The following is a 20,101-nucleotide window of genomic DNA, read 5'->3' as shown; positions in this document are numbered from 1 at the left end:
AATTTCCAGTCTAACTGGGCTTTTTCCTAATGACAGTGGGGAGCGACAGGCCACGCAGCAATGCGAATGCTGCTTAGTTGGCTGCCGCATACCCATAATGGAACTCGTCGCGATCGATCAAGGAACTCCTCGGCCCTATTTTTTACTAGGAGAAGAGTTTTGTACTCATCTATTCAAGACTTTCAAATCATATAAAAGTTCCTAAAGAATTCAGGAACATATCGACTTTTTCCTTGTGCCTTCTCAAGGGCTTCGACAAGCCCCGCGGGACGGCTTTGGGTAAAAAAATCATCCACTTTGTCCGGCTTGATTTTCGATGAGCCAGGCATTCAATCACTCTCGACAATAATGAAAAATTTTCTTATTACGAACACCGCCTTACGCAAGCTTTTTCCGCGTAATTTTTTGACCCTGCTTTCCCTGCTTTTGTTCGGCGTCAATTCATACGCAGGAACCATCAACCTCGCCTGGGATGCCAGTACATCCTCCAACATTGGAGGATATAAAGTTTCTTACGGAACCAGCAGCAATAAGTACACAACGACCGTTGACGCCGGCAGCAAAACCACTTATTCGGTTTCGGGGCTGCAGGATGGCACCCAGTATTTTTTTGCGGTAAAAGCCTACGATACGGCCAAAACGTCCGAAAGCGCTTACTCCAATGAAATCAATACAACAGCGCCTGCCGCGACGCCGGCGTTGACGGCCGATTTCACCGCGAGCAAAACCAGCGGCATGGCACCTTTGACGGTGGATTTCACACCGGCAACGACGGGCACAGTCACCAGCTGGAAATGGGATTTTCCAAGCTCGTACACGCCTACCGTCACGAACTCCAGCGCTAAAGTCACCACCGTGACTTACGCGACGCCGGGAACCTATAACGTAAGCCTGACGGTTACCGGCGCGAACGGCAGCGCGACCAAAACCAAGCCGGGCTTTATTACCGTCAGCGGCGGCACAGCCCCGGTAGCCAATTTCTCGGCCACCCCGACCTCCGGCGGCGCACCTTTGACAGTGAATTTTACCGATACCTCCTCGGGCAACATCACCGGCAGATCGTGGAATTTCGGCGACGGTTCGACCAGTACGGCAACCAGCCCGAACCACATCTACAGCGCACCCGGCACCTACACCGTGAGCCTGACGGTTACCGGCACAGGCGGCAGCAATACCAAAACGAACAGCAATTTCATCAATGTCTCTTCTTCTACGGGAGGAACCACGCAATCGCCAGCGAACAGCAACGACGGCCTGGTAGCCGCTTACGGTTTCGAAGAAGATAGCGGCACGACAGTGGCGGATGCTTCAGGTAAAGGCAACCACGGCACGATCAAGGAAGCGGTCAGAATCGCTAACGGTCGCTATGGGAAAGCGTTGAAGTTCGACGGTATTAACGATTGGGTCACCGTCAACGACAGCGCCTCGCTGGACCTTTCGACAGGCCTTACTCTCGAAGCCTGGGTGTATCCGCTGTCGCAATCGAACGGCGGCAATACGATCATTCTAAAACAAGCCTCAGGCGCCGAAGTTTATGCTCTGTATTCCGAAGAAGACGACAATCTGCCCGTCTCTTATATCAACGACGGCAGTTACCGCAGTGTCGTAGGGCCCAACCGGTTGCCTACAAATACCTGGACCCACCTCGTAGCGACCTACGACCAGACCTATCAACGGCTGTACGTCAATGGCGCCGAAGTGGCCAAGAGCACCCGGAATACCTTGATCCAGCCATCCGACGGCGTGCTGCGCATCGGCGGCAACAGCCTGTGGGGCGAGTATTTCCACGGTTACATCGACGAGGTTCGTATTTATAACCGGGCCTTGACCGCAAGCGAAGTCAGCACCAACATGAAAACCGCGGTCAGCGTTTCAAATCCTTCGCAGCTCGTGATGGGCGACAAAAACGTAGAACCGTGGGCCGAAGCTAGAGCCCGGGGTACGGCCGAAGCCTTCCAAACCGTGCCGTCGGCGTCGAAAACGATCACCTCGGTTCAGATCTACCTGGATGCCGGCTCGACTGCGACGAAAGTGGCGGCGGGCATTTACAGCGACAACTACGGCCATCCGGGCACCCGCATCGGCCAGGGTAAAATCGGCAACCTGAAGGCAGGCGCTTGGAACACCGTGCCGGTTTCCGCCGCGGCGGTGACTCAAGGCAAGCCATACTGGATCGCGATCCTCAGTTCGCAGGGACAGATCGTCTTTCGCGACCAAGTCGGCTCATCGACCGGTAAATTGGAAACCAGCGCCTCGACCGCGCTGACCGACCTGCCAAACACCTGGAGAGGCGCGGCGGCGAAAGGTCAGGCCGCTCTGTCGATTTACGGCAACGGTTATTAACCCACGGGCCAGCTTTAAAGGCATGAAAAATCCCGGCGTGTGCACCTGAATCCACACGGGTGCTTCCGCCAGGCCATCCGGGAAAGGAGAAAAAACCGCCCCGCATGCGTGAAGCGCGAACCGAAATTCGACAAATGAGATTTTAAAGAATCTAAATAGTCATTAACCTGCGGTCGCCCGCTCCGGGCGGCCCTCGATTTATGTCTTTGCTTTCCTGACCGAAAGACACTTACTGAGATTATCTAAATGAAAAAACATACCACTACCACTGCAACGCGTTATCTTCTGATTCCGGCCCTAGCCTTCCTGTCCTCGGGCGCCTGGTCCTACGCGAGCGCCGCGACTTACCACGTCCGCAAGGACGGCAGCGACAGTTCTTGCAACGGCTCGGCCAACACCGCGTCGTCCTCCGCGCCGAACTGCGCCTTCTCGACCATTCAAAAAGGCGTCAATGCCGCGCAAGCGGGAGATACCGTAACGGTCCATGCGGGCGATTATTCCGCTGCAGCCATTTCTTCCGTCAGGGCGGGCACATCGTCTGCGCCGATCACGATCCAGGCCGCATCCGGCGAAACCGCCACAATCGGCGCCGTGACCGTCAATAGTGGGCACAATTACTTGACGGTCCAAGACTTCCAGGTCACGGGCTTTCAAGGGCCGGCAGGTCTGTTCAGGCTGAACGCGAATAATACGAAGATCCTGAATAACTATTTCTATTCGAACAAAACCCAGGATTATTACGATGCGATCGGCATCTACATGAACATCAATACCTCGGGCGTATTGATCGACGGCAATACGTTCGACGGCAAGAGCACCCCGAACAAGGTCGGCCCGTCGATCTATATTCCGATTGCCGCGAAAGGCTCGAACCAGAAGATTTCTCATAACATCTTCAAGGACATGGTCGATCCGGAACGCGTGATGGACCTGAACGGCTTTTCCAACTCGACTATTTCCAACAACGAGGTCCGCAATATCACTTACAACGGGGCGAACGGCGCGCACGTCGATATTTTCCAGTACTGGGTCAGCGGCGAACCGACTCAGAACGTGATCATCGAAAACAACTATTTCCACGACCTGCAAAGCCAGATCGGGGATCTGGTCGACTCGACGACCGCGAACAACATCACCTTCCGTAACAACGTATTCGCAAACATGTGGCAGGGCAACAGCGCGATGTTCGGCGGCTCGCCCTACATGAAAATCTACAACAATACGTTCTACCGGGTTGGCAACGGGGTACAGCCGCTCTTGTTCAACTACGCGCCAGGCGCCAATAACGCGGATATCAGGAACAATATTTTCTATAACTGCGGCAACAGCAACAGCATGGGCTGGTACGGCACCAACGGTTCGAACACGATCAAGGATTACAATTTCGTGGCCAACGGCAGCAACGCAGCGAAGTCCGGATTTTCCGAACCGCACGCGGTGAATGGCGGGGATCCGGCGTTCGTGGCGGCCTATTCGAATTGCGTAACCAACGCGTGCGACTTCCACATTAAATCCACTTCCGTCGTGAAGGGTAAAGGAACCCCCATTTCGGGCATCACCACCGACATGAGCGGCGCGTCGCGGTCGTCGGCGCCTTCGATCGGCGCCTACGAAGCGGGCGGCACGGTTTCGGCCTCGCTGAATCCGCCGACGAACCTCAGATACCTTCCCTAAAGTCCGGGCATTTCCCGGCTTCTGAATCGGCAGGCCGATCGGCTCGACCTGCCGACTGCGTTTAGCTTCCGATCCTTTCGTTTCCGGCGTTAGCCGGGCCGGAGGGATCGCTCTCCGGTTCGACCGCGCCTTCCTGCCAACTTCGGGCTGGCCGCTATATCCCGACTCCCTACGCGTCCAGCACGAGCTGGCTATATCCCGCCTCGCCTCCGCGAAACAGAGCGTAAACCTTTTTCACCTTTTCCCGGGGTATGAACAGATAATCGCAAAGGTCCTTGTTGTCCATAGTCCAGTAGGCGGAAGGGAAATTCTGAATTCGCCTGACGTCGACGACAGACTTGTCGTCGGACGACTTGATCAACTGCAGCACGTCATAATTCAATTCGCCTAGAAACTGCATCAGTCGGCGGTTCCGTTCCCGATGCCGCTCGATGTCCGCCTTGCCGTCGGTGAACAGCACTTCGCAGAGAATCTCGGGCCTGAATGCCTGCAAACTGTCTCGCATCCCTTTCAGACATTCAAGCTCGGAACCTTCCGCGTCGATTTTTATAAAATCGATCCGCCCGATGCCGAGGCGATGCCGAATCTCATCGAACCTGAAGCAGAGTGCATGATCGACGTCATAAAACCTTTCGGGGCGCAAATCCGAGTTGATCGTCGCGCAAACGTCGTCCTGGTGGTCTTTGGCACGATACAGCGACAGGCAGTTGGTTTCGTCGTTCAACGCCGCGGGTATGATCTGGCAGTTCCGGAAGGAATTTACCGAAATCAATTCTTTTAGATAAAAAACGCAGGAAATGTTGGGCTCGAAACCGACATACTGCGCGTTCGGGTGCGTGACCCGAAAGTCCAGCAGCGTTTGCCCGATATTGGCGCCGACATCGATGAAGACCCCCTCCTCGGCATCGAACAGGCGTTTGACGATTTCAGTTTTCCAGGTTTTTTTCCAGTAGACATTCGTAAATTTGGTACTGACGCTGAACGGAATGTGGATCTTCGGACAATCGTAATTCAGCGAAATTCCGTTGAATAAAATCAGGATCCGCCTGATGACTTTTGTCTAAAAACGCAGGGCTTTGCAAAAGAGCATATAAGCGTGTCGCATCATAGCATCGCCGGCCAAGCCGCGACCGGACAGCAGCACCAGTTTGAGCAGATATTTCATGTTCGAAGGTTCCAGGGATAGCGCGGCCCGGACGGCGCGGACCGCCTCACTGCCGCGAGCCTCCGTCGCCAGCCGGTTTGCCAAGTGCGACCATTTTGCCGCCAGCCGCTTTCCGGCCGCCGCATAGGCTTGAGGATGGACGCCGGCCGTCCGCTCCCTGATGCGGGCGAACACGGTGATCAGGCTACGCAGGGACTCTTCCCGTTCCTGGCTGATCTGGCCGGGATGGAAGCGCCGGCAAAGAACCGTTTCGGGGGTGTAGCGGAATTTTTTTTTCAGCGAAGCCCGGCTGAACCAGTCCTCATCTTCCCCCATGCACAGGCCCGTATCGAACCACCCGACATCCAGAAAGGCACTTTTTCTACACAGGAGCGTTCCGAGATGCAGATAACAGCCTTCGGCAACGTCCAGGACTGGATCGCTCACGTAACCGGCAGTGTCGCAATGTGGCCAGGTCACGCTTTCGGATTGGCCCAGCAAATGACGATCCTCCGCATTGTCGACAAACCATTCGACGCCTCCGAAGCTGAACACATCTTCGCCGGCGGCCGCCTCCAGCCGGGCTTTCAGTTGCCCGGACACCCAACGATCGTCGCTGTCGAGAAAAGCCAACCATTCGCCGCGGCTTTCCCGGACGCCGTGATTACGCGCGGCGCTGACGCCTTGGTTGTCCTGGTAAACGTAACGGATCTCCTGCTGGTAGGGCTCGAGCAGATGCCGGGTTCCATCCGTCGAGCCGTCGTCGACCACGATCACCTCCAGATCGTCGATTTCCTGGCTCAAAACGCTTTCCACTGCCTCGACAATAAATCGATGCCGATTGAAGGTTGGAATGATTACAGAGATTAGCGGGTGTTTTTCCATGGCACTGTCTTCTTTTATATCTAAAAAATGACTGGCTGAAGCGGTAGATGTCTGTTTTCGCCGGCCGGAACCTCCGGAAATCCTTTCGCCAAAGGATCGGACTCCAGCATGGCGCGCTGCATGTCCCGCGCGGTTTGGGCCAATCGAGCCGCCGCTTCCCGATAGGCCGGATTCGAGAGCAACTCCCCGATTTCCCGGTTGATCCGGCGACTTGTCAGCTTACACTTGAGAACGGTCCGGCCGAAACCCAGGCGTGCCGCAAGGGCACCGTTGTAGGGCTGGTCCCACAGGAACGGGATGCACAGCACAGGCTTGCCGGCCATTACCGCGTCCTGCAGGCTGCCGGCGCCGCCATGCGTCACGAAGCAGCCCACCTTCGAAGACGCCATCAGTTCCGCCTGCGGCACGAACGACTCGATCCGGATGCGCGCCGGCAACGCGTACCCTGCGAGGCACGAGGCCTGTGGCTCGGGCAGCGACCAGAGCACCGGCGCACCGGTCGCGGCAAATCCTTTTGCCAGGACTTTCAGTATCCCGTCCGATAACGCGATCATGGTTCCGAAGCATACATACACGACCCTTCCGTCGGACTGGCGGTCTAGCCATTCATTCAGGCCGGCCGGCAGGGAGGACTCGCCGATCTCGACCGTCGGCGGAAAGAAAAGCTCGCGTTCTGCGGGCAGAGTCCGGCGCAAGGATGCGAAGTCCGGTTCCAGCACGGCGAGGCCGGCGTTCAGGTAAACGGGTTCAACCCCGCCATCCGGACGATTTTTAAAGGCGGCCTCCGTGAGGCGTCCGGTAGCCAGATCAAGGGCGATGCTGCGCCGGCGGCGCCGGGAATGGACGAACGCGCGCCAGTAGCGGAAAAACGTCCTCGCGCCCCAGCCTGCCGTTTCGACCAGTGTCTGCTGCCACGGGGACGTAGCGCCGATCCCGTAGGCCTGGACGAACGGCCGCCTGAATTCCCGGAGCGTGCCTTCGGAACGGTTGAGCAGCAGCGCGGCGCCGCAGGCCTGGGCGAGGCGCTCGTAATAATCGGAAAATATGTGGTTGTCGCAGAGTAGATACCGGGGTTCAAGGCTTTGTAGACTTCCGGCCAGACCGGCCAACTTTTGGCTCGCCGCCGCGCGGAGAGGCGTCCAGTAATAGTCGGAGAGGTCGTAATAATTGGAAAAAGCATTGTAAAAAATCGATTTTCCGGCCAGTCTGACGAAAACGGCAGCGTCAGGCTCGAACTCCGCGCCGCCCGGATCGTAATAATCGAATCCAAACGCCCGCGCCGCGGTTTCGAACCTGCGCGGCAGAAAGCAAGCGACCCGGCAGGCGCCCCGGCGGCTTAGCCATCGGGCCAAACGGAGCAGGGGCAAGACGTGGCCTGCATCCGGCAGTAAGCAAACCACCGCAAGGATTGCTCCCGACGTACCTGAAGGATACTGCATCTGGAGGTTCATGCCGTCTTCCCGAACCATTGCCAAACAGTCACTACAGCATCGCGCGCATGGAAGCGACGGCCCGGCGCCATACCGCGGCCAGCAGGGAATAACGCCGCAACGCGGATTTAAAGCGGTGCCATCCCGCCCAAATCCCATCCGCCAGCCTGTCCCAGGGTCTCCTGCCGAACCGGGTCCGGTTGCGGAACCCGTCGTAAAAATCGGCGTTCAGGTTCGGAATCCGGGCATTCCAGGGTTTGACCTTAGTCACGAAGTGCACGATGCCCGGCCGTTGGTGCGGAGCCATCGCCGCCAGGCTTTTTTCGACGTGGCTGTGGAAATTCCAGCGCGAATCCAGTTTTTTCCAACGGCCGTCGCAGACGACGTTCAACGCGTCCTGGTCCGAATACGGCGTGTCCGGGTGCGCGGCCAGATAGGCCATCGCCTTGGCTGCTATGTCCTCCTCGCGCCAGCGGCCAAGGTCGATCAGCAATACGCCGGCGTTGAAATAATTGCTGACGCGCGGCACCGCGGCAAATAGCGGTTCTCCGCGTTTCAGACAGGCGTCCAGGTAATCGGTCACGGCTCCGAGCAGGGCGCCATTCAGTTCCATCCGGCACAGCGGCGCGATGTCGTCGAGCACCAGAATGTCGGCATCCAGGTAAAGCACCTTCGAAACGGTCTCCGGAAACACGTCCGGAATCAGGAAGCGCGCGAAGGTGATCCTGGAAATATGCGCGATCGTCGAGAATTCCCTGAACGGCTTCATGTCCACCTCGATCCAGCGGATTGACGCGGAGCCTGCCGGCAGCGAGTCGAGAATCTTATTCCGGGTCTTTTCGGTAATGCCGTCGGAGAAGATATGAAAGTCGAAAGGCGCATTTACGGGGCCCGCTTCGATAATCGATCTCAGCGTCGTCGCCAGCGGCATCGCGTATCTTTCATCGCTCGCCAATACGATCGGCAGCATCGTGTTTTTCGGACTCATCCGGTTTTCACTCCTGAAAATTAGACGGTTTTTCCTTCAATCTCGGCTAAAGCCTTTTCCTCAAGACAGCATGCATGGCGCGCCGAGTCAGTCGATTAAGCCACCGGGCCGTGTTACCTCGATGCCGGCATGTTCTGCCGCCAACGGGCTAAGCCTGGCAAACCCTACAGGCTCTCTTTTATATATTCCGCAAAGAAAATCCCTTTTGGAACCCTTTCTCACGCACGCCTTAAGCACTGCCTGAGCGATCTTGCCGGCTTCCCCAGCATAGCGATCACAAACAAGCGCCAGAATATCCATCGAGACGGACTCCTTAGAACGGCGCGCCAAGCAAACCGGCGCGCCGTTTCATAATCCCCGACATACTTCGCCACAAACGCTTTATGGGAGAAAACAGCGCTTTCAAAATCGCTCTCAACAAAAGTACCACTCGTATGTACATCGGCAACGGCATCCCATTGGCTTAAGCCGGCATTTTCCCTTGTACATTCGGAAACGGGAATCGGTCTTGGGTTGTGTTCTAAAGCGCCAGTGACTTTATACAGTTCTGCCAGTCGTTTCTGCCAGTTTTCGCCGACATGGTCGGCCAGAATCCTGTCCCGCAAAACCTTGCCTCTGGCATGACGCAAGCTCGGATTTCGAATCAGCTCTGCAGCGTTAGAAATATATTCCTGCTCGTTCTTGGGATTAGGCAAGATGTCCAAAAGCGAATCATCATTAGCGACCAGGAGCGGAAATAATGGAGCATAAGCCGGCACAATAGGCAAACCGGCCAAACCTGCCTCAAGAAGCGCCGTTTGAGATCCGTAGGGAAAGGACTCCAAATAAATATCGGCAGCGGCCAGATACAAGGAAGGATCTTTCGCACTCCCCATAAAATGCAGGCGATTATGCGGCGCACAGCGCAAGTAGGGCTTTATTCCATCGGGCGTTTCGCCGATCACATATAGATGAGCATCGGGATCGTGATCTAGAATTTGGCCGGCTGTCGCTACGAAGTCATACCTTCCACAAGGCCGGTATTTCAAAGCCCTGCCCACGCTTAATAGTACGACCTGGTTTTTTTCAATCCCCAGTTTTTGCCGGGCTTTATCCCGCGAAACATTTGCATGCCGATCCCGTAAAGGAATGGGGATCACCGCCGTGCGAGCGGCAAATCTTCTTCTAGAAGAATGCTTCGCCCCGGCCAATCTCAAATTAACCACGATATCCGCGACTGTGCTGCCCAACCAGAATAAATGGTCGGCGTGATCGATGAGCGCGACCGGCGGGCATTGATCAGTCGCAAAAGCCACTACAGGCAAGACGTCAGGGCAGATTACATGCCAGAGGACCAAATCAGCTTCTTGCTTTGCAAGCTGTCTTAGCGAATTCGCTCTGCTCATGAAGCTGGAATTCACGGGAATTACGGTCAATTTGCCCCCTTGTTTCGCGACCGCCTCAGTCAATCGGTCTGGGAGGCTTCCCCTATGATTAAGCAAAACAATCGAGTGGCATGAAGCCGGATCATTCTGCATCCAATGATACAGAAAGGGCATATGCCCACCAAAGGCGACCACAGAAACTACATGCAGGATCTGTCGGCGGCTATCCACACGCCTATTCGGTGTTTGGTTAATATCGGCTTCAACGCCAATACTCTCCAGCCTTTGCCCGATTTCAAGCGCCACATTCTCGATAGCCCCGTCCGCGAATCTTCCTGTAAAAAACCTTTCCGCAACATGCGCAGCCTGGCTTATTCCATTTAATATCGCCTCGGCGTCCTTTTCTACATCTTTTGCATGAAGCATTTTTAAAATGCGCTTATAGACATCATTGTTGGCCAATAGAAAAGACTCATTGGCTGTTTGCGAAATTTTTCTGGATACTTTCCGCAGAAGTAACGGGCTCATCTTGATCTCTTGCCTCCTTATCTATTCCGCCGATGGGGAAAACTTTCTTATAACACTCATCTCATAAACCCGTTTTGCGGACGCAATTGACAATTCTCTGACTCGCCAGCAATCTGCTAAAAACGAAAGAGATGGCAATAAATAATCCCTTATTAAAATAATATATGGATTGCATTCAAACTTCCAAATCAACATTTAACTTTGAATAAAACCCGTCACCTGTCTTTGGAATTCAGTATACATATATTGAAGATTCATTAATATATTCATTAAAGGCTATTAGAATGATATCTAATGGATATGTACCCTATTTATTCTTTAAATTCTATCTGGAGACGAATAGGTTTAATAGTGAACTCCCGTATCCGGAAGCCTGATAACATGTTGAATATAATTACCCATGCAAAATTAATCCGGGAGTCTTCCAGCGGTAAAGACGATATTGGCCGCAGTTAAGGAATCGGGTAAGAGAGAGACCAGTCCTGTCCATGAGCGGGTTGAGGAAAAACCGCTGTAACTTACTGCCTGCATGTTGAAGCCGCTTTTTTTTAGCCAGGCTTTCAGCATAAGCGCGCTCGGCCGATGCATTCCCATTTTTCTGAAGCTGCCGTTTAATTGGGTCCATTTATTGCTTTTGGCCCTGAGACGACCGATGATCCTTCTGTTCAGGTTGAGATTAGGGACCGCGCCTACCATAACCCCGTCCGGGCCGAGATACGCGCTTAATTTTTGTAGGACTTCGACAGGATCGGGCAAATGTTGAAGGACATCGGATAAAAGGATCGCATCGAATGTATTCCCCTCCAGCCGCCGGAACGCCTCGGCAAAATCCGGCGGCAGCACGGTCACGCCACGCGCCTCGGCCAGCCTGCCGATCACCGCGTCGAGCGGAATTGCGGTCACGCGTTTGCCTTGCGCCACCAGTTGTTCCTCGGTTTTTCCCCAGCCGCAGCCGATTGACAGAATCTCATACGCGGCGGACGGAACCCTCAAGGCCAGATCATTCCGGCAAGGCTCGTAATAGAGCTTGTCCCAGGCGGATGTATCCAGGGGTTTTTCAGCGGCGAACAGTTCCGCGGCGGAACGCTCGTTCCGCAGCACCTCCAGTAGTGCGTCGATCTGCAGCCGGTATTCGTCTTCGTCGAGCCCGACCCGGTCCAGGTAGGCGTTGGACAGGTGGTGCAATTCGAATTCCGCCAGATGCGACAGGCAGATCACGCGCGTAAAACCGCAACGGGTATAGGGATCGGTTCCTGCGGAACAGATCAGATCGTAGCGACCGCTGTGCGGTTCGACCAGGAACCCGCCGGACCGGATCGCCTGACGTAACTGCGACCGGGTCAGCATATAACAGGCCGAATGCAAGTTGGACAGCCGCACGTAGACATACTCGCCCGCCTGCCGCACCGAATCGGGCAGCCAGTGGTACGGTCCATGGATATCGGTGTAGTTCTTGCTGCCGTCGGGATAAAGCTCGTAGCGGACGAATCCGGGCAGCAGCCCCTCGCCCAGCGCTTCGGAGGCGCCCAAATAAGCACGTAGGTTCTCTTCCCGGATCAGGGTATCGTCTTCGGTGTAGATGAACAGGTCGTAGTCCTCGGCATGGTCGGCAAAGAGCCGCTTGTGCGCAAAGGGTAGCGACCACGGATCCGGGGACGGCAGCCCGACCAGCACGTTGACCTCTTTACCGTAATCCTTCGGCGCTTCGGACAGCACGAAAATATCCACGTCGAAGGGCATTGCCTGGTATTCCCGAATCAGTCTTGCGGCGTATTTGGCGTTTTTGGTGCCGTAATTGGCGATCGCGACCATGATCTTCATAGTGGTTTCATCCTTCTATCAATATTGTTTTTCCGGAAGGGAGCCGGCCGTCGCTTCGCGCTCTACCCGATAGCGGAATTGGGGGTAAACCGCGCGGATTGGGACGGCCGTTCGAGCCTCGGCCGGCGTGCTTCGAGCATGGGCGACGCAGACGATCGCCCCTTCCAGCCAGAACCAGACCAGCACGGTCTGGTCGAAATAATTGGCCGAAATAAAGGACAGGCAATGCGCGAAAAACGACACGCCCATCGCCCAAACCAGGAACTGGTCCGGCGACACGGCCGGAAACGCGCCGAGGCGGCGGCCAAGCGCGCGGAAACAGGCGACGATGATCGCCAGGAATAGGCCGAGTTTCAGGATGCCGCCTTTCACGCCTTCCATGATGTAATGGTTGGTGATGTCCATCATGTTCGGGTCAGCCGGCGTCACCTCGCCGGCGGGTCCCCAGTGCGCGGTGAACGTGGTGCCGAACAACCACCATTCGTCGAAATGCCCGATCGCCTGGTCGATCAGCCAGGCGCGATGCCAGCCGGTTCCGCCGGTGATTTCGCTCATCCGGGCCAGCAGGTACCAGACCGGAGCTTTCATCACCATCGCCAGGCCGATGATCGCCGCCAGGGAGCCCCAGCGCAGCCAGGGCATCGCTTTCCTGAAACGCCACAACGCCAGCCCGGCCAGGCAGGACAGAAAGGCCAGAAGGCCGCCGCTGGAATGCGCGGTGCCGATGATCGCCAGCGAAGAAACCATCGCCAGCGCCGCCAGTTTGCGGCTCCTGCGGTCGTACCACCAGAGGGCCGCGAACAGCGGGAATTGCGTGGCGCCGAACACCCCCGCCAGGATCGGGTGACGAAAGGCCCCCTGGCAACGCAAATGCCCGTCGCGCATCGCGGTGATTTCGGACACGCCGCCGAATACCGCCAGAAGGTTGTGCGAAGTCCGGTTCTCCACCAGCATGAAGGCCGCGATCGGCAGGGTGATATAGGCCAGGGCGCGCACGCTCGCCACTACGTCGTCGAACTCCGCGAGCACGCAACGGGCGAAAAAATAGCAGCCTAGCGCATTATAGGCATCGCCCAAACGGTTGATCAGCAACTGCGTCGAAGGCTTCGACAGGGAGCCCATCACGACCGTGGCGCCGATCCAGCCGACGAACAGCCTGTCTATACCGGTCCAGTTAAGCCGTGCGAATTCGCCTCGCGCCACGACGCGCAAAAGTCCGCACAGCAGCAGAATCCGGAATAAATGGAAATGCAGTCCCATGACCACGATCTGCTGCCCCATCGGCATCAGCCCTATCATGATCAGTACCGGCGAAAACGCCTGGCGTCGGGGCAGTACCCAAATCAGAGAAGCCAGCGTCAGCAGCAAGCCGAGGGCCAAGGGATTGAGGCTTGAGGGGTCCTGTATCTTATCTTCCATAGTCCATTACCCGCTGTAAACCAACACCGGCGCCAGGCCGTCCCAGACACCGCCTGACCGGCTCAGGCCGAAGGCCATGCCCAGCGACGCAGCTTCGAAAGCTGTTCCTTTCTCAAGAACTCGACTTTCTCGCTGGCAATGACCGGTTTTCTTCGGGTCAGATGCCACCAGAGATAGCCGCCAAAACGGACGATGCTGCCGAACAGGACCGGCGAATTGCTTATGCGCCGGCAGCACTTCATAAATTCGAACGCGGGATGGGAACCGAAAGAAGCATCCATCAGCCCTTCACGGAACTTGCCCCGCCAGATGCCGCCCACGCTCGAGGTCGGCCGGTAATGCAGCATATGCAGGTCCGGCCGCGTGAAAATCTCCCAACCCCGGCTTTTGGCGTCGAGTTGCGCCAGCCAGTCCGAGCCGCCGTAAGGCAGCGGCGTATAGCCGCCTATTTCTTCGAAACAGGCGCGGCGGAACATGGCGCTGCCTGTCGTCGAATCCTTCGAATTACTCTTCCGGCACGCCCACGCGCCGCCCGCGCGTTCGTAAATAAAGCCGCTCGCCACCCCGATGCGAGGGTTGCGCGCGAATTCGCCCAGCAGCGATTCGTAGTAATACGGCTGTTCCGGCGCCAAGTCGCCATCCTGCACGGCGATATAATCGAACGCAAGCGCCTTGGCCAATTCGTAGGCCGCCTGCAAGGCCTTGTACTGCGAGCCGAAACTACGCCCGCCCCGAGAATCGGCCGAATGGAGCTGGATGAAAGGGTATTGCGCGGCATACTGGCCAACGATTCTGGCGGTGTCGTCGCTCGACCCGTCGTCGATGATGATCCAGGCGTGCGGCAGTATCGATTGCCGCAGAATAGAACGAATGCCTTCGGCGATATAGTCCGCTTCGTCTTTTGCCGCGGTAAGTAGTACGTATCGATTGTCCATTTCCAAATGCCTGCTTCGGTTGAATTGATCAACTGCCGGTCTCGGCGGGTGAGCCGCGGAAACTGTCGGCGTTTCTTTGTGGGAAGAGCTCCTTCATGCGTGCTCGGCCTTGCCCGAAACGATCCATTTCAGGCAAGCCCAGCTTCGTTTCATCTTGTATTTTCCCGACTGCGTAGCCGGATCGAGCAGCATCACGCAGGCGTAGCCGGCCAGCCGCAATGCCATGTGCAGGCACGAGATCAACAAGTAGGCCGCCACCGCCGGAGGCGAATGATGTTTGCGCCAGTATTGCAGGTCCGCCTTTTGCCGTTCGATGTAAAAGCGGACCGGTGCGTTTGACGAACTGGCGCCGCCGTAATGGATGGCCTTCGCCTCGGGGTAAAACACCACTTTCCAGCCGTGTTTCCAGAAACGCTTGCACCAGTCCATATCCTCCCCATAAATGAAGAAGGCTTCGTCAAGCAGCCCAACCCGATCCAGTGCCGGCCTCCGAACCAGCCAGAAGCAGCCGGAAAGGATGTCCACCGGGCGAAGACTGTCCTGCGACCAATAAGCCATTGAATAACCGCTGAACAGCCTGACGCTTCGAAACAGCGTATCCAGGGCCAATGCCCGGCAGAACATGTTCCAAACGCCTGGAAAGCCTCGGCAGGAGCGCTGCATGCGGCCGTCGCCGCCGATGATGAACGGCCCCGCCATTCCGACTTCGGGATGCGCTTCGACATAGTCCACGAGCCGTATCAGGCAGTCCGGCAACACTTCGACGTCCGAATTGATGAAAGCGAGGTACTGCCCGCGACTGGCTACGACGCCGATATTGTTCGCTTTCGCAAACCCCAGGTTATCGGCATTGCGGATCAATCTAACGTGCGGAAATTCGGCGGCTACGCACTCGGCCGAGCCGTCGGACGAGGCATTGTCCACCACGATGATTTCCATCGGATAGCTGCACATACCGCCCGCCAACGACTTCAGGCACTTTTTGAGATAGTCGCGGGCATTCCAGCTCACGATGATGACCGACACGGTCGGGAGGGGAGTTTTGTCGTTCATGGTCGGATTCTTTATTGCTCACAAATAATGATGGGTTTTCGGCACGCCCTGCCGCGTGCGATAACTTTCCGGTTATCGCGACGCTCCTGTCTCAAAACGCGAATTAACGGGCCGAGATAACGGCCCTTAGGCGCACATGCGGCCTCTTTGCCGAATCAGCGAACGTCCAGGTCCAGCCTGATGTTGCGGGATTAATTTTAACTGGCTTTAAGGAATGCGAAACCAGTAAAAAAGGGTAACGAAGCGGTAAATAATAGATAGCGGCGCTATCGATTCCGCAGTTTAGGTTGACGTATCGGCAGGTCTATCCGGCATTTTTGAAGTCGACGATTTGATCCTACGGTAACAGCCCGGGAATTCCGATAAGACGTCGAACGGGCCGGGACAACGACCGGTTCTCTTCCGCCGTGCAACTTTATTCTGAAAAACGAACCTAACTGGTTCAGCGTAGCAGAAACCGATTCCCCCCAGCCTGTAAGGGAATCCGTATCGGTATGCTTTTCAGCACAGAAAGGAAGCGCCCTCATGTCGAAGCCCTTACCCATCGTTTTACGTTGCGGCGACGCGCTGCAGCCCAAAGTCCGCTACGTCTTTGATACCCTGTTCATGGCGCGCGGAATACCCGTGGCCTATTACGACACCCCGCCGGTGGAAGGCCCGTGGATCCTGTACGGAGACGCCATTGAAGCGTCCCGGCTACCCGATGGCTGCCTGGCCGCCGCCCATTGTCCGAATGCCTGGCGACTCTTCGAAGGCACCGATGATGTCGATTCGGCAGACCCGAACGACGGTCTGCCTCTGGTCTTTCCGCAGCGCGCCGCCAACCTTGAGATGCCGCACATTCCGTTCGACCTCGCCGCCAACGCGTTCTATTTTTTGAGCTCCTGGACGGAACGCCGCACGCGAAAGGCGGAGCAGACGCGCCGCCTGTATCCGGACAGCGCGTTCGCCCGGCTGGAAATTCCCCAAGACATCGTCGACCGCTACCTAGAAACGCTGGATGGCTCGCTGCAGCAGGTTTGCGAACGGCTGGGCCGCATCGACTGGCGGCGTTCCGTCTGGCCCAAAGGAGCCAGCTATGCGCTAGTGCTGTCGCACGACGTCGATTTCGTCCCATACGGTTTTTGGGACATCGCGAAACAGGGTGCGAAAACCGTGCTGCGCCACCTGGTCCGCCAGCGCGACCCCAAAGACGCAGTGCTCGCTGCCAAAGGCCTGGGGCTTGCGCTGCTGCATCGGCAAGACCCCTATGGCTGCGTGCCGGAGATCATCGCGCGGGAAAAAAAGTTGCGCGTGCGTTCATCGTTCCAGGTCGCGGTCGCCCGCCGGCATCCCGTAGACGTGAATTACCGGATCGAGGACGATCCGATCCGCGACTATCTGCGCACAATACTGGAAGCCGGCTTCGATCTTTGCCTGCACGGCAGCTACAGCTCGACCGAGCATCCCGACCGGTATCTTGAAGAGGCGGCACTCTTGACGCGGCGCCTTGCAAGGCCTTTGGGTTCGCGCCAGCATTTCCTGTCCTTCGACTACGACACGCTCTTCACGGCGCAGGAGAGAGCCGGTATTCTGTACGACATGTCGATGGGTTTTCCGGATCGCAGCGGGCCGCGAACCGGATTTTCGCATCCCTATTTTCCCTATTGCCTGCCCGATGACCGGCCTTACAATGTGCTGCAGATCGGTCTGTTCCTAATGGACGTAACCTTGCGCAGCTATCAAGGGCTGAAAGGGGAGGCCGCCTGGCGGGCAATACGGCATACTTTGGACGGCTTGCAACGGAAGGGTGGCTGCGCCTCCGCGGTCTGGCATCCGATCGTGTTCGGCGGCGCCCGCGATCCGGGCTACGACCGGCTGTACTGGGACATGATCCGCTATACGCACGAAACCGGCGGCCTAGCCACGGACGGCCGGACCGTAAACGAATTCTGGCGCCGCCGCGCGCAAGCCTACGCCAGCTTTAACCGGACGTTCCGACCGCCCGTCCCCCACCTTGACGCCGCATCCGCGATTCCACAGGGAGGTTGACCGATGGCTACGATTTTCATGGCCGCCTATACCAATTACCGCCGCGATCCCAGAGTCAGGCGCGAGGCAGAAGCGCTCGCCGAGGCGGGCCACCGCGTCGTGTTCCTGAGCCGCCGCCAGCCCGGCGAGCCCGATGCGGAAACGATCGCGGGCGTGGAAGTAATCAAGGCGCCAGGTCTCAAAGAGAAGTGCGATTCTTTCGGCGAATACCTGGCCGACTACCTACTGTTTTTTGCGATCACTTTTCTCCACTTGCTCTGCCATCCGCGCCGCTACCGGCTGATCCACATCAACAACATGCCGGACTTCCTGGTATTTGCAGCCTGCGTGCCCCGCCTTCTCGGCGTGCCGGTGATTCACGACGTGCACGACCTGATGCCCGAGCTGTTCCTCGAAAAATTCGCCGCCGACGAAACGCACTGGGGCATCCACGCTCTAAAGCTGCAAGAACACTGGGCCGGGCGCTTCGCCTCGGCGGTTCTCACGGTCGAGGACCGACTGAAAACGATCCTTTCGGAACGCGGCATCCCGAAGCGAAAAATCCATGTGTTGATGAACCTGCCCGACGATCGGATCTTTGCCGCGCAAGAGCCGCCGCCACCGAAACCCGACGGCGCGCCGTTCGTGATGGTGTACCACGGCACGCTAGCGCGCCGGCTCGGGATAGATATCGCGATCGAAGCGGCTGCGAAGATCCGGGAGCATATCCCCGCAATGGAACTCAGGATCATCGGCGCGGGTGAGGAGCGGGAACGCTTGATCGCACTTTCCGAGCGGCTGGGTTTGCAGGCGATCGTAACGTTCAGCACAGGCTACGTACCAGTGGAAACAATCCCCGGACTGATCCGCGACGCGGATGCCGGGATCGTGCCGTTGCGCGCCTGCAGCGGTACCGACATCATGCTGCCAACCAAGCTGCTCGAATACGTGACGCTGGGAATTCCTTCCATTGTGCCGAAGACGCGGACGATCGGTCGCTATTTCGACGCCGACATGGTGCAGTTTTTCGAAGCCGGGGACAGCGACTCGCTGGCCGCAGCAATGGTCGAGTTGTACCACGATCCGGCCCGGCGAACCGCCCTGTCCGTGAATGCGGCCGAGCGGTTCGGCAAGCTATATCATTGGAGCCGGCATAAGGACGTGTACCTGAACCTGGTCCGGACCTTAATCGCCGATCAGGCTGGGTAACGGCCGATTGGCTCGGCGCGCGTGTCGGCCGATGCCCAAGTAATGGAGACCGGCGGCCTCGCAGGCGTCCGGCAACCAGAAATTGCGGCCGTCCAGTACAACTTCGACTCCCGCTTCGCGCCAGGCCCTGAAGTTGGGATTCGCGAACTGCTGGTGCGCCGTGCACAGCACGACCACGCCGGCCGCTTCGGAGACGCCGGGCTCGAATCCGGCCCGGCGCAGTTCGCCGTCGGTGTAATAAGGATCTTCAATGGTCACCTGGGCGCCTATCCGCTCCAGCTCATCGCGTAGCGCGTAAGCCGGGCTGAAGGTATCCACCTTCACCCCCGGCCGGAAGCCGAGGCCCAGGATGTGCGCCTTTTCGCCTTTCAAAGGCCGCCAAACCGCCTCGATCCGCTTCAACTGGCGGGCGGGCTGGTTATCGTTGATTTCGCGCGCGGTTTCGGACAGCAGTTGCGGCAGCCCCAGCCGCCGCGCCTCGCGGGTCAGAAAATACGGATAGACCGGCACGCAATGCCCGCCGACGCCGATGCCGGGTATCAACAGATTCGCTTCGCCGTCGGTATTGGCCGCGACCCGGACCCGTTCGAAATCGACGCCGGCCCGTTCGCAATACGCCGCCAGCTCGTTCGAAAAGGCGATATTCACATCGCGGTACAGCATGCCCAAGAGCTTGGTCATTTCCGCCGCTTCCAGCGTGCCCACGTCATCGACCGGCGCGCCGAGATACTGTCGGTAAAAGGCGGCCGCTTTGGCGCAAGAAACCGGGTCGAGGCCGCCGACGACTTTCGGAGTGTTTTCAAGCCGGTCCAGCACCAAGTTGGCCTTGACCCGTTCGGGGCTGTAGGCGACGAAAAACGCCTCGCCCGCCTTCAGGCCGCTGTACTTCTCCAACAGCGGAGTCAGGTTGCGGCGAGTGCCGCCGACCGCGACCGTGGTTTCGTAAATCACCAGCGTATTCGGCCTGAGGCCCTTGCCGATTTGAATGGACGCCTGCTGCAGGATGCTAAAATCGATGTCCCGCTCCGGCGTCAAATGCGCCGGCACAATCACCACGACCACGTCGGCAACGGATACCGCGATCATCGCATTGGCGCAGGCGCTCAACCGTCTCGTATTGTGCAGATGCCGCATCAGCTCGGGCAGGCCGGGCTCCTCGTAGGGGCATTCGCCGCGGTCGATTTTGTCCGCCAGCTCCGTATTGATGTCGCACACCGTCACCGATGCGCCGTGCTTGCCGAAAACGCATGCCAGCGGAAGGCCCATGCGGCCTCCGCCTACCACTGTAACTTTCATGT

The 20,101-nt window shown here is 57.4% G+C and carries 15 protein-coding genes; 5 read left to right on the top strand and 10 right to left on the bottom strand.

From position 1 onward, the window contains the following. Nucleotides 1–348 precede the first annotated feature (348 nt). A complete protein-coding gene (locus CC94_RS25030) occupies nt 349–2,343 on the top strand; it encodes a LamG-like jellyroll fold domain-containing protein (protein ID WP_005368994.1) in 1,995 nt (664 codons plus the stop codon). A 246-nt stretch (nt 2,344–2,589) separates the two neighbouring features. Further along, nucleotides 2,590–4,017 (top strand): chondroitinase-B domain-containing protein, encoded by a 1,428-nt coding sequence (locus tag CC94_RS0108755; RefSeq protein ID WP_005368993.1) that lies wholly within the window; start codon nt 2,590–2,592, stop codon nt 4,015–4,017. Between the two features lie 169 nt (nt 4,018–4,186). On the opposite strand, the gene CC94_RS0108750 is transcribed toward CC94_RS0108755, so the two are convergent. Beyond that, nucleotides 4,187–4,870: an FkbM family methyltransferase gene (locus CC94_RS0108750; protein WP_245549506.1), complete on the bottom strand. Its 684-nt coding sequence runs from the start codon at nt 4,868–4,870 to the stop codon at nt 4,187–4,189. On the opposite strand from CC94_RS0108750, the gene CC94_RS24645 reads away from it, so the two are divergent. Then, nucleotides 4,850–5,050, top strand: coding sequence for a hypothetical protein (locus tag CC94_RS24645; protein WP_031430531.1), 201 nt, complete (start codon nt 4,850–4,852; stop codon nt 5,048–5,050). The two genes, CC94_RS0108750 and CC94_RS24645, sit on opposite strands and share 21 nt — an antisense overlap. Nucleotides 5,051–5,077: 27 nt before the next feature. On the opposite strand, the gene CC94_RS22255 is transcribed toward CC94_RS24645, so the two are convergent. From CC94_RS22255 to CC94_RS0108705, 8 genes are all read right to left on the bottom strand, one after another. Then, nucleotides 5,078–6,046 (bottom strand): glycosyltransferase family 2 protein, encoded by a 969-nt coding sequence (locus CC94_RS22255; protein ID WP_005368991.1) that lies wholly within the window; start codon nt 6,044–6,046, stop codon nt 5,078–5,080. A 20-nt stretch (nt 6,047–6,066) separates the two neighbouring features. Next, entirely contained in the window at nt 6,067–7,413 is a 1,347-nt protein-coding gene (locus CC94_RS0108735) for a glycosyltransferase (protein WP_169740951.1), read from the bottom strand. A gap of 115 nt (nt 7,414–7,528) precedes the next feature. Further along, a complete protein-coding gene (locus CC94_RS0108730) occupies nt 7,529–8,464 on the bottom strand; it encodes a glycosyltransferase family 8 protein (protein WP_005368986.1) in 936 nt (311 codons plus the stop codon). A 218-nt stretch (nt 8,465–8,682) separates the two neighbouring features. Continuing rightward, on the bottom strand, nt 8,683–10,356 hold the full coding sequence (locus CC94_RS0108725; RefSeq protein WP_005368984.1) for a glycosyltransferase: 1,674 nt from the start codon (nt 10,354–10,356) through the stop codon (nt 8,683–8,685). A 408-nt stretch (nt 10,357–10,764) separates the two neighbouring features. Further along, on the bottom strand, nt 10,765–12,177 hold the full coding sequence (locus CC94_RS0108720; protein ID WP_005368979.1) for a class I SAM-dependent methyltransferase: 1,413 nt from the start codon (nt 12,175–12,177) through the stop codon (nt 10,765–10,767). An 18-nt stretch (nt 12,178–12,195) separates the two neighbouring features. After that, a complete protein-coding gene (locus CC94_RS0108715) occupies nt 12,196–13,596 on the bottom strand; it encodes an O-antigen ligase family protein (protein ID WP_031430527.1) in 1,401 nt (466 codons plus the stop codon). A gap of 62 nt (nt 13,597–13,658) precedes the next feature. Further along, nucleotides 13,659–14,531: a glycosyltransferase family 2 protein gene (locus tag CC94_RS0108710; RefSeq protein WP_031430526.1), complete on the bottom strand. Its 873-nt coding sequence runs from the start codon at nt 14,529–14,531 to the stop codon at nt 13,659–13,661. Nucleotides 14,532–14,624: 93 nt separating this feature from the next. Further along, nucleotides 14,625–15,584 carry a glycosyltransferase family 2 protein gene (locus CC94_RS0108705; RefSeq protein WP_051911412.1) on the bottom strand — a complete coding sequence of 320 codons (960 nt, stop codon included), beginning with the start codon at nt 15,582–15,584 and terminating at the stop codon, nt 14,625–14,627. A 525-nt stretch (nt 15,585–16,109) separates the two neighbouring features. Between CC94_RS0108705 and CC94_RS0108700 the strand changes: the two genes are divergently transcribed. Together CC94_RS0108700 and CC94_RS0108695 are read left to right on the top strand one after the other, a co-directional pair. After that, on the top strand, nt 16,110–17,615 hold the full coding sequence (locus CC94_RS0108700; protein WP_031430522.1) for a polysaccharide deacetylase family protein: 1,506 nt from the start codon (nt 16,110–16,112) through the stop codon (nt 17,613–17,615). A 3-nt stretch (nt 17,616–17,618) separates the two neighbouring features. Continuing rightward, entirely contained in the window at nt 17,619–18,803 is a 1,185-nt protein-coding gene (locus tag CC94_RS0108695; protein ID WP_031430521.1) for a glycosyltransferase family 4 protein, read from the top strand. Here the strand turns inward: CC94_RS0108695 and CC94_RS0108690 are convergent. Further along, on the bottom strand, nt 18,780–20,099 hold the full coding sequence (locus tag CC94_RS0108690) for a nucleotide sugar dehydrogenase (protein ID WP_031430520.1): 1,320 nt from the start codon (nt 20,097–20,099) through the stop codon (nt 18,780–18,782). The genes CC94_RS0108695 and CC94_RS0108690 overlap by 24 nt on opposite strands. Between the last annotated feature and the right edge of the window lie 2 nt (nt 20,100–20,101).

Source organism: Methylomicrobium agile, assembly GCF_000733855.1.
In the GTDB taxonomy this organism is placed as follows: Bacteria; Pseudomonadota; Gammaproteobacteria; order Methylococcales; family Methylomonadaceae; genus Methylomicrobium; species Methylomicrobium agile.
The sequence above is the reverse complement of the archived record's forward strand: the minus strand, read 5'-3'. Positions and strand labels throughout refer to the sequence as shown.